Below are 11,390 nucleotides of genomic sequence, written 5' to 3'. Positions count from 1 at the left end.
AAGGCTCCCTTCTACTCGACTAACACAGTAATGAATAAATTTAATAAGCCTAAAATATGCAAGTTTTTATGCACAACTCCCTAATTGTAGAAGGGAATGCGTTTAAATTTATTATAATAAAAGAGATTATATAAATTAGATGAAAATTTTAAAACCTTTGATTTATTAGAATATTTTTCAGTAAATATTGACAATTAAATAAATATTATTTATTATAATATTTAGATAAATAATATTTATTTTTGATTTTATTTTAAAAAGTAGATGTATAAAAGGGGGAGTGAAGTAATTTCATTCTAAATGTAAGCGTTAACTTTCAGAAACGTTCTATTATCCTCTCCAATCCTTTTTAAAAAATTAGGTATACTAATAGTAATAAGTGGATAGGAGAGACATTGATGAAGAATAGAAGTGAACAATTAATTTTAGAGCTTGGAAAAAAAATCGTTTTTGGAGTATGTACTCCAGGAGAAATTTTACCTAAAGTAGAAGATCTTAGTGAAGAATATAATGTTAGCAGAACTGTGATCCGTGAAGCATATAAAGGGTTATCAACCCTAGGTCTGGTGCGATCCAATCAGCGTTCGGGTACTGTCGTTTTACCACGAACAGAGTGGCAATGGTGGAATCTTGAGGTAATGACTTGGTTGCTAGAAGATCCAAACAATAAAGATTTCTTACTTCATTTAACAGAGGTAAGAATGGGGCTAGAACCAACGGCAGCAGCATTAGCAGCTAGTAGAGCAACAGAACAAGACAGAATGAACATAGAAGAAGCTTTTCAGAAACTAGAACAATCCATAGGGGATGAAAAAGCTTGGGCCAAAGCGGACTATGATTTTCATGAAAGCATCTTAAAAGCTTCACATAATGATTTATTAATCGGAACAATTCGTATTATGCGTAAAGCTCTTACCGTAAGTAGGGAAAAGACATTACCTTTAACTAATGATAATCAAGAATTCCCTTACGATTCACCAACAAGGGCAGCTATAGAAAAACATCGTATGATTTATGAAGCAATCATGTCACGTGACGAAGCAATGGCTAATAAAAAAATGACGGAATTAATCTTACGTGTAAGGACTATATTACAAAAAATATTTAACAATTACTCGTAAGCTTTTTATATTTGCAAGTTTATCAAAGGGAGGAATTTAAAGTGGGATTACAAATTGTAAGATTTGAAAAAGAAAATGTTAAACGATGGGGTGTTGTGAAAGGGGATAATATCTTAGTATTACAAAATACATATAGTTCTCTGGCTCAATTCCTAGATAAAGGAAAAGAAGAAGCCAGAAAATTATTTGAAAAAGAAAATGGTGAAAAAGTTTCACTAAACGAGGTAACCTTCTTAAGTCCAGTAACAACTCCTGCAAGAATCGTTTGTCAAGGTGCCAATTATAGCTCACACAGAGCGGAATCAGGATTAGAAGCAAATAAACCTCCATTTAACTTGATTTTCAGTAAAGCAGATAGTTCTCTATGTGGAGCATATACAGAAATTATCCGTCCAGCCCATGTACAATTATTAGACTATGAAATTGAATTAGGTTTAATTATTGGTTCAGAGATTACAGGACTAGTAGAGGTAACGGAAGAAAACCTTCACCAATTTGTTGCGGGATTAGTTATTTTCAATGATGTTTCAGCAAGGGATGTACAACTTACTCAAGGACAATGGTTAAGAGGAAAAAGCTACCGTACGTTTGGACCGACTGGACCATATTTTTATCTGCTTGATCAAGAGGAAATTCCATCAATTCATGACCTTGAAATTAAATTATGGGTGAATGATGAACTACGCCAATCAGCTAACACAAATCAGTTGTTATTTAAACCAGCTGAAACCATAATCGAACTATCTGAGATTATGGATCTATCAAAAGGTGATTTAATTGTTACAGGTACAACAGGTGGCGTAGCAATGAATCTGACTACAGAAGAAATGAGTAAGGTTTCAAATTTAACTACTCCTTTTGAAGAGAAAGTCAAAGTTATGCTAGAAAGCCAATTAAAGCTTGGTAATTATCTAAAAGATGGGGATGTCATCCGCTGCAGTATTAAAAGTGCAGATGGAACAATCGACCTTGGTGAACAAATTAATAAAGTGGTTCCTAGTAAAGTAACTGTTTCCTAAATGAATTCATCTATGTGCTGGGATAAAATTACGGCCTAAGTAAATTTTTCTCAGCACTTTTTTGCAATAAATAGTTTGCACTGTAATGCTATATTGATTCTATTAAGGTATCTAATATTGTATACGCTTCCATTAACTTTGAAATAATATAAATCTCTTTTAGATTGGAGTGAAACTATGAGAAAAGAAAATGTAGATGTTGCGATTGTAGGTTATGGTCCAGTGGCAAAATTATTAGGAACATTAATTGGTCAGAAAGGTTGGAAGGTAGGAGTATATGAGAGATTTTCTGAACCCTATCCATTACCGCGTGCTGTAAAGCTAGATCACGAGATTGCTAGACTTTTACAATCCGTTGTTCCGACGGATGTATTGAAGAAGGTTTTACAACCTGTTCATGATTATTATGAATGGCAGAATGCAGATCGTGTACCATTAATAAAACTTGATTGGTCACAATTTGGTATTTCAGGATGGCACGCTGATATGTTTTTCTGTCAGCCAGATCTTGAAGCAATGATGGATGTCACATGCCGAGAACAAGAAACGGTAAATGTTAATCTTGGAATGGAAGCCATTCAATTAAAGGAATTTAATGATCATGTTGAACTGATTGTAAAAGACCTGGATGGAGAAGAAACAATTATTCATGCGAAATATGTTGTCGGTTGTGATGGAGCCAATAGCTTTGTTCGAGCAAAAATGGAACATACAATGACAGATTTAGACTTCAATTCAGATTTCCTTGTTGTTGACATCATTCCGAATGAAGAAAGAACGTTTAGTCCAATGAATTTGCAATTATGTGATCCAGTCCGACCGACGACAGTTGTTTCAGGAGGTTATGGTAGAAGACGTTGGGAATTTATGATCCGTCCTGGTGAATCAAAAGAAGAATTTAAAACGGAAGAAAATGTTTGGAAATTACTTGAACCATGGGACATCACCCCGAAAAACGCCATATTAGAACGACATGCGTTATACACGTTTAGAGCAAGATGGGCTGATAATTGGCGAAAAGGTAGAGTGATGATTGCCGGAGATGCGGCACATTTAACGCCACCATTTATGGGACAAGGAATGTGCTCAGGTCTTCGTGACTCAGCTAATTTAGCCTGGAAACTTGATCTTATTTTACGAGGAAATTTGAACGACAATTTATTAGAAACCTATACAGAAGAACGTAAACCACATAATCAAAGAGTCGTTGAAGCAGCAATCTATTTAGGAAATCTGATTTGTGTAGCGGACCCGAAAAAGGCTGAAGAAAGAGACCAAGCTTTTCTAAACGGAGATGCTCCGCCATTCCCTGAATTTCCAATTTTAAGAGATGGATTTCTCCATCAACCAGAAGTAAGGAAAAGTAGTAATTTAGCTGGACAGCTATCTCTACAAAGCGAAGTGAAATATCAAGGGAAAACAGGTTTGTTCGATGATGTTGTTGGTACTGGTTGGATGGTGATTAGCCAGGTAAGCAACCCGAAAAATGCTTTAAACGATGAGCAAATTGAATTTCTCGAAGATATCGGCGCTACATTTATAGAAATTGCAAATTCTGAGATTGGGACAAATGTCGTTGTTGATGTAAACGGGAAATATTATGAGTATTTCAAACAAAATCAGATAGAAGCGGTTATTGTCCGTCCAGATTTCTATCATTTTGGCAGTGTAGCTACATTCTCTGAACTTACTGAACTAGTAGAGGATTTAAGAAATCAGCTGAAAAAGTTTATGAACACAGCAGCTATGAATTAAAAGATTAAATCATGAGCCGCTGCGTCAGGTTGGATTTGTTTAGCGGACAAATCCAACCAAGAAAATAGGCCTTGGAAAACCTATAATTATCATTCTAACATTTCTAAAAAAAATATGATGAAATAATTTCGTAATTTGCCGGTTATTTTATAAATCTTCTTATTGAAAATATTATTTTAGGAGGAATTTACTATGGTTAATGTAAAAGTATTTCGTTTAGGGTATGCAGATTTCTTTTCACCAGAACCTGAAAAAATGGTGAATTATTATACAAATACAATGGGGTATCGTATTACCGAAGAAAAAGACGGGATCACTTATTTGAGTAATGGTGTGGACCATCATAATATTGTGATTACGCCTAGTAATCAAAAAGGAATTCGAAGTTATGGCTACCAATTAGATGGAAAATTGTCATTAGAAGAAGTACAAGCACAATTACATTCTTTAGGAATTGATTCTAGATTAATAATAGATGGAAAACCAGGAATATCAAGATTCCTAGAGCTAAATGACCCAGCTGGAAATATTGTTGAGCTATTTACAGAAATGGATCAACCAGTTGTTGGTTTTGGTACGTCAGGTATTCTTCCTCTTAAACTAGGACATATTGCTTTTTATGCAAAAAACTTTGTTGAAACAATTAAATTTTACCGAGATGTACTAGGCTTTGCTTTTACAGATAAAATCGGGGAGCAATTCTGTAATTTCCTAACATGTAATTATGAACATCACGTATTAAATATTGTAGCATCAAATGAGACTAGATTACATCACATTGCTTATCAATTAAGAGATGCAGGACATCAATATGCAAGTTCAGATATTTTAGCGAGACAAGGTTTGTCTGTTCTTTGGGGTCCTTCTCGACATACAGCTGGACATAATATTGCCACATACCACCATGATGCAGATGGAAATGTAGTTGAGCTATATACAGAGATGGATGTGTATATTCCTGAGCTCGATATTTTCGAACCGCGTCCATGGCATCAAAAGTTACCATTAAAACCTAGAAAATGGGAAGGCCTTAGTTCTTGGGGAACTGAATTTGAAGTAGACTTGGCAAAAATCTAATCCTACGAGAACGGGAGATGGATGAAAATGGTTGTAAGGGACAGAAAAATTTCATTGTGCAATCAGCGTTTATTGAGTTTTATATCATTTTCTAATAGAAACAACATGTATAGTCCTACAAAACAACTTACTAGATAAATACAAAAAAGCCAATTTTCTGAGTGAAGATTGGCTTTTTCTATAATTATCTATGCGGCTAACGGGTACCTTTACCAAAATAAGGAACATATTAAATACCTAAAATATACAAGTTTTTATGCACAATTTGTATATTTTAGCTTTTTTTATTTAGTGGTTTATTTCTATCATTGCTGATTGAAACGGAAAAGACCAAGCAAGTTAAATGAAAATACTTTGTCAAAAATTCTAACATAAATAGGTAAAGCTGCCCGAAATAAAAATATAATTAAAAACAACGATATTCTTGAATGAAATTAATCATAAAATATCTTTCACATTTATAAAAATGTAGGAAGAGGTTTCTATTCGTCATATGTCCCCTTGAAAAAATGAGTCGAAGGGTGTTGTTCCAATGAGTCTCAAAGACATAAGTACCTCAGTGCCCAAAAAGGATCATACAGGTAAGGTATCGGGCCAGTTGCCCTATATTAGTGACGTGAAAGTGGAAAATATGGTTTATGGTGTTTTGGTTCGGTCTCAGATTGCATATGGAAAAATCATCGCCATCCAATTACCAAACCTTCCGGAAGGATATGAAGCGGTTGGAGCAGAGGATATCCCTGGTCCGAATTATGTCAAAATTATCAAAGAAGATCAGCCCATTTTTGCCAATGAGTGGGTCAATTATATTGGTGAGCCAATTCTGATGCTCGTAGGAGAGGACCTGAATATCTTGTACCGTTTGTTAAATGAAGTAGAGATTGAATTTGAAGAACATCCGCCTATTTATACATTGGACGAAGCGATCAAGCAAAAATCTGTAGCCGGGGTCAATATGGCTAGCTATGAATTTGGGGAAAGCTTAGAGATCATTTCAGCGATCGAGCAGGGAGCCCATCAAATCATCGAAGAAGAGTATGATACGGGTTATCAGGAGCATGTCTACCTTGAGCCACAAGGAATGCTTGCCATTTATAAGGAGGATGAAATTGAAGTCCAGGGATCGATGCAATGTCTGTATTATATAAAAAATGCCTTGCTAAGCGCATTAGCCTGTGGTGACGAAGATGTCAGAGTGGTTCAAAGCCCTACTGGCGGAGGTTTTGGCGGCAAAGAAGACTTTCCTTCGATGATGGCGTGTCACGTAGCCGTTGCAGCAAAGGCAGTCAAAAAATCGGTGATGCTTGTGTTCGACCGTTCGGAGGATATGGTGGTTACGACAAAAAGGCATCCGGCCAAACTCAACTATCGAACGGCCCTTGATAAGGAAGGAAATATTTTGAGCCTGTGTGTTGACATCTATCTCGATGGCGGAGCGAATGTGGGTTTGAGTTCTGTCGTACTGCAGCGCGCATTAATAAATAGTGCCGGTGTTTATAAAATTCCTCATTTTCATGCAAAAGGCTATGTCTTAAAGACCAATACCGTTCCGAATGGCGCCTTCAGAGGCTTTGGTGCTCCACAAAGCTTCGCCGGAATCGAAAGTCATATGGGACATCTTAGTAAACTGGCAAACTTCGACCCACTTGAATATAAACGAAAATACCTCGTCAAACAAGGAGACCCCACCATCACCGAAGGTATATTCCGCGATCCAATATTAGTAGAAGAAATGATTGAGGACCTGCTCAACACGTCGGAATACAAAAAGAAAAAAAAGGAGTTTCAGTGTTTCAATCAACAAAATCAGCGTTATAAAAGAGGCATCGGAACATCGCTGTTCCTCCACGGCTGTGGATTTACCGGCAGTGGCGAACGAGATCATATTAAAGCAACGGTGAAGCTGGTTAAATCAAAGGATAGCAAAGTATCGCTAAAAATCTCCAATTCCGATATGGGACAAGGCATTTTGACGACGCTGTGTAAAATTGTCGCCAAAGAACTAAACCTCCCGTATGAAGATGTTTTGTACCCTTATCCCGATACAAAAGAGGTTCCAGACTCTGGTCCGACCGTCGCCTCCAGGACGACGATGATTGTCGGGAAATTGCTTGAACGGGCCGCAAAAAAACTGAAGGCTCAGTGGCAAACAGGGGTGGAACAGGAAGTAGTAGAGCATTATGTTCACCGTGAAATGATCCCTTGGGACGAGAAAACCTTCACGGGAGATGCTTACCCGGCTTATTCCTGGGGTGTGAATTTCGTTGAGTTGGAAGTGGATACGTTAACAGGAAATGTAAAGTTAGAAAAAGTATACGGCAATTATGAAGTGGGGAAGGTCATCGATGAACGGATTATGAAGGGCCAAATTGACGGTGGTTTGGCTCAAGGGTTAGCGTACGGATATTTAGAAAAGATGACGTCAAAGCAAGGCAAGATCCAACAAAAAAGCATATCCGATTATGGACCGCCGACTTCATTGGACGTTGTTACAATCGAAAGCAAGGTCTTTGATAACCCCTATGCTGATGGTCCATACGGGGCGAAGGGCGCAGGTGAATTGACGTTAATCGGCGGCGCTCCAGCCGTCCAAGCGGCGATCGAGGATGCACTGCAAACTTCTTTTCAGCAAATTCCAATCACACCGGAAGTCATTATTGAAAGTCTGTGGATGAAAGAAGGTGAAGAAGGTTGATTAAATTTACCCTAAATGGAAGACCCGTAGAAACGGATGCCCCTGCTACAGCAAGATTACTAGATTTATTAAGAGATGACTTTGAATTAATCGGTACAAAGGAAGGCTGTGGAGAAGGGGAGTGCGGAGCCTGCAGTGTTTTTGTGAATAACCTCCTGCAGAACAGCTGCCTGATTCCCATTGGCTCGATTGCTGGTGCTGATATTCAAACGATAGAAGGGATACTTGAAACGGAACAATTTAAGATTTTAGATGAGAGCTATTCCATTGCCGGGGGAGTGCAATGCGGCTATTGCATTCCGGGGATGATTATGGCAAGCGCAGCTTTGTTATCGAAAAATCCTCATCCTTCAGAGGCTGAAATACGTGAAGGTATTTCTGGAAATCTGTGCCGATGTACGGGCTACAATATGATTGTTGATGCGATCAATCAGGCAGCTAAAAAAGGTGACGGCATATGGTAGAGAAAATAACGGCTACATATCGCTTTGATCGCCTAGACCAAACGTTGAGCCAATTGAATAGAGAAGACTGTTTAATCATGGCCGGCGGTACCGATGTCATGGTTCTTCACAAAAGTGGAAGGGGAGTACCTTTAAAACTCCCAAAGCCGCTTGTTTTTATTGATCATCTTTCCGAATTAAAGAGTGTGTATCAAAATCAGAAGGATCTTCACATCGGGGCTTGCTGTACCTATAGTGAATTACTTGAACATCCGTTAATCCCGGTACCATTAAAGAACGCCATTAAAACCATTGCGGCCCCAGCAATAAGAAACAGAGGGACATTAGGTGGGAATATTTGCAACGCCTCTCCAGCTGGTGACACACTTCCTTTATTATATGTATACAATGCAAAGCTTCTGTTGCGCTCCGTAAATGGTGATCGAATCGTTGCGATTAGCGATTTTATTCAAGGTCCACGACGGGTACAGCGTTATAAAAATGAGATTTTGGTAGAAGTTATATTGCCGTCCGTATTAGCAGAAGGTGCTCATGTCGTTTTCGAGAAAGTCGGCAACCGCAACGCAGATGCCATTGCCAAAGTAGGGTTTGCAGGATATATCCGGATCAATGATGCTCGAATCGAAGATGTGCGCTTTGCCTTCGGGGCAGTCGGACCTACAATGGTTCGTTCTATTGATATTGAAAGGAAGCTAGTTGGAAAGACCATACCATTAGCGAATGCAGACATCGCTCAGGTTGTAGCAGCCTTTGATAAGATCATAAGACCAATCGACGATCAGCGCTCCACAGCGACTTACAGAAAAACCGTTGCGTTAAACCTTTTACGTTATTTTCTTAGCATGAATCACAACCGAATTAATGTTTAGGCTATGTTAAAGTTTATTGTTGATTTTGGCACCCTGTTGATTGGAGTGGAAGGCGCGAAGACTCCTGCGGGAGGACGGTGCAGGGGAGACCCCGCAGGAGCGCAGCGACGAGGAGGCTCCCCGGACCACCCGCGGAAAGCGAAGAGCCTGGAACGGAAATCAACAGGCAAGTTTAAAAAAGGGGGGAGCTTATTCATGCTACTGATGGAAAAAGTAGCCATACTGAACCGTCAAAACGAAACCTTTGCACTAGCCATGATCATTGAATCAAAGGGCTCGACTCCCAGGCATGTTGGAAAAATGATTGTATACCGTGACGGTACGATTGAAGGCACTGTCGGAGGGGGCTTGGCTGAACACTATATCATCGAAGAGAGTGTTAAAGCAATCCAAAGGGGTACATCGAAAATTGTTGAATACAAATTGAATAGACATGCAAAAGATGGAATTCAAATGAGTTGTGGAGGAACGTTGAGGGTGTTTATTGAAGTCTATACAAGCAGGCCTGAACTCGTTTTGGCCGGAGCCGGTCATTTAGCCTATGCGTTATCAAAGCTCGCTGATTCCCTTGAATATCCTTATTGCATTGTCGATGATCGCGTGGGTTATTGTACGAAGGAACGCTTTCCGAATGCGACGAACCTTTTTGTAAATGAGGATATTGAAGAAGCCTTACTTGCAGCCAACCTAAATGAAAAGTCATATGTGGTGATTGTTACAAAAGATGGTGATGATATGGTCTTAAAAACAGCCCTGCAATTTCCGATTGCCTATGTTGGGATGGTTGCCAGCAAACGCAAGGTCATAACCATTTTTGAAAAATTAAAAAGTGAAGGAGTTACACAAGAACAGTTGGATCAGGTCTATTCCCCAATTGGATTGGAAATGAGTGCGGAAACCACACAAGAAATTGCCATCAGCATTATCGGGGAAATCATCAAAGTAAGTAAGGAAAAAAAGCCTATGAAAGTGAAACAATTAAGTAGATAAGGAAAAAGATGTAAAAGCGGAACGGATTTAATGCATCTTTTTTTAAATAAAAAGCCTTAGGTCAATGCTTTATGTAATTCAAAGCGTTGGCCTTATTTGTTATTTTTATCCATTTTGTAAATAGTAGGTCTCTATACTTTTCTTAAGATATTAAACAATATGGATTGATTTGTTCAATAATCAACAAATTGCATTAAAATAACGATTGCAAGCTTTCTGTAACTTTTTATAATTATAAACAGATGTTGATTAATCAATCAATGTTATCAAGTTTAAGCAACTGAATATAAGTAAATCGATTCAAGTGCATTCGAATATTCAGTGCTAACAAGAAAGGATTGTGTTGTTTCTATGTGCAATAATCATCAAAAAACATGACCACGACCCGTGTGCTAAGTGTACCAAGTGCTTTTTCGACCTTTAAACAATTAGAAAAATTTTTAAAGGTAAGAGGTGTTTGTGAAATTTTGTAGTAAAAGATATTTATAGGATATTTTTATTATTTGTTTTTATTATAGCCATTTTGATAGGAGCTTTTTACATGAAGATTAAACGTTTATTGTATGAACTTTCTATTAGAAAAAAATTATTTGCCACTATGCTCATCATCTCCATCATTCCCCTCATCATCCTTACTAGCTATACTATGAAACTTATTTATTCAGAGATATTGGATCAGATCATTGATACACGAAAAGTAGGCATTAACTGGATTGCGGACAGTTTAGAAGCAAGCATTAGTAATTATATGAATCAATTATATATTTTTGAAGTAGATAAGAGACTGAGAAAAGATATCTTATCTTGGACTGAAGAAAATGGTGTATTAGATTACACCGCACAAGAAAGATTAAAGAATGCTTTTCAAACAGCAATTAGTATTGATTCAAAAATCAATTCTATTGAATTAGTAAACCTTCACTCTGGAGAAATCTTTATGGCATTACGGTCGGGGACGGTCATTTTAGAAAAACAAAATGACCAGCCTGTTTGGAGTGAACGGGATCCTAATCTGCAGAATAACCTTTTCTTCATGAAAGACAAAAAAGAAATACTAGTCATCCATCAAATCAACCGATTTGAGACGAAAACACCTAAAGCCCTTATCATTATCCATCTAAAACCCGAAGCTTTAGGGGGATTTCTAGCGAAGATTAAGACGAGTGGAGAAGAGTCTGTCATCCTATTGAATGATGCCAATCAAGTGGTTCAAATGAATGTAGGAAAAGAACCTCCATCTGAAGTTAAAATCCTATCGTTAATCAAGGAGATGAAATCCTCTGGTAAGGGGAACTTCATCGAATTAAAAGGGCATTTTTATTTTTATAATTCAGTCCGTGATAGTAAGTTACAGGTCCTTCACATTGTCCCCAATACCATTTGGTATGTCAACACTAAAT

9 protein-coding genes are annotated in these 11,390 nt (G+C 37.9%); all 9 read left to right on the top strand.

The features are described 5' to 3' along the window. The first annotated feature begins 398 nt into the window (after window positions 1-398). Window positions 399-1,121 (top strand): FadR/GntR family transcriptional regulator, encoded by a 723-nt coding sequence (locus J7E63_RS29170; protein WP_215018834.1) that lies wholly within the window; start codon window positions 399-401, stop codon window positions 1,119-1,121. Between the two features lie 41 nt (window positions 1,122-1,162). Beyond that, window positions 1,163-2,140: a fumarylacetoacetate hydrolase family protein gene (locus J7E63_RS29165; protein ID WP_215018832.1), complete on the top strand. Its 978-nt coding sequence runs from the start codon at window positions 1,163-1,165 to the stop codon at window positions 2,138-2,140. A 177-nt stretch (window positions 2,141-2,317) separates the two neighbouring features. Continuing rightward, window positions 2,318-3,895 (top strand): bifunctional 3-(3-hydroxy-phenyl)propionate/3-hydroxycinnamic acid hydroxylase MhpA, encoded by a 1,578-nt coding sequence (gene mhpA / locus J7E63_RS29160; protein ID WP_215018830.1) that lies wholly within the window; start codon window positions 2,318-2,320, stop codon window positions 3,893-3,895. A gap of 192 nt (window positions 3,896-4,087) precedes the next feature. Then, window positions 4,088-4,972: a VOC family protein gene (locus J7E63_RS29155; RefSeq protein ID WP_215018827.1), complete on the top strand. Its 885-nt coding sequence runs from the start codon at window positions 4,088-4,090 to the stop codon at window positions 4,970-4,972. A gap of 532 nt (window positions 4,973-5,504) precedes the next feature. Next, the gene (locus J7E63_RS29150) at window positions 5,505-7,667 is read left to right on the top strand and encodes a xanthine dehydrogenase family protein molybdopterin-binding subunit (RefSeq protein ID WP_215018825.1); all 2,163 of its coding nucleotides are present in this window, start codon (window positions 5,505-5,507) and stop codon (window positions 7,665-7,667) included. Then, entirely contained in the window at window positions 7,664-8,131 is a 468-nt protein-coding gene (locus J7E63_RS29145) for a (2Fe-2S)-binding protein (protein ID WP_215018823.1), read from the top strand. Before J7E63_RS29150 ends, J7E63_RS29145 begins: the two co-directional genes overlap by 4 nt. Then, window positions 8,125-9,000, top strand: a complete 876-nt coding sequence (locus J7E63_RS29140) for an FAD binding domain-containing protein (protein ID WP_215018821.1) — start codon at window positions 8,125-8,127, stop codon at window positions 8,998-9,000. Before J7E63_RS29145 ends, J7E63_RS29140 begins: the two co-directional genes overlap by 7 nt. 195 nt (window positions 9,001-9,195) lie before the next feature. After that, the gene (locus tag J7E63_RS29135; RefSeq protein WP_215018819.1) at window positions 9,196-9,990 is read left to right on the top strand and encodes an XdhC family protein; all 795 of its coding nucleotides are present in this window, start codon (window positions 9,196-9,198) and stop codon (window positions 9,988-9,990) included. A gap of 541 nt (window positions 9,991-10,531) precedes the next feature. After that, a partial coding sequence (locus tag J7E63_RS29130) for a hypothetical protein (protein ID WP_215018816.1) occupies window positions 10,532-11,390 on the top strand: 859 nt, incomplete at its 3' end.

This window comes from Bacillus sp. ISL-75 (assembly GCF_018613095.1).
The sequence above is the reverse complement of the archived record's forward strand: the minus strand, read 5'-3'. Positions and strand labels throughout refer to the sequence as shown.

Coding starts and splice junctions, on each gene's coding strand:
- J7E63_RS29170 (WP_215018834.1), top strand. CDS start 399: ATGAAGAATAGAAGTGAACAATTAATTTTAGAGCTTGGAAAAAAAATC.
- mhpA (WP_215018830.1), top strand. CDS start 2,318: ATGAGAAAAGAAAATGTAGATGTTGCGATTGTAGGTTATGGTCCAGTG.
- J7E63_RS29155 (WP_215018827.1), top strand. CDS start 4,088: ATGGTTAATGTAAAAGTATTTCGTTTAGGGTATGCAGATTTCTTTTCA.
- J7E63_RS29150 (WP_215018825.1), top strand. CDS start 5,505: ATGAGTCTCAAAGACATAAGTACCTCAGTGCCCAAAAAGGATCATACA.
- J7E63_RS29140 (WP_215018821.1), top strand. CDS start 8,125: ATGGTAGAGAAAATAACGGCTACATATCGCTTTGATCGCCTAGACCAA.
- J7E63_RS29135 (WP_215018819.1), top strand. CDS start 9,196: ATGCTACTGATGGAAAAAGTAGCCATACTGAACCGTCAAAACGAAACC.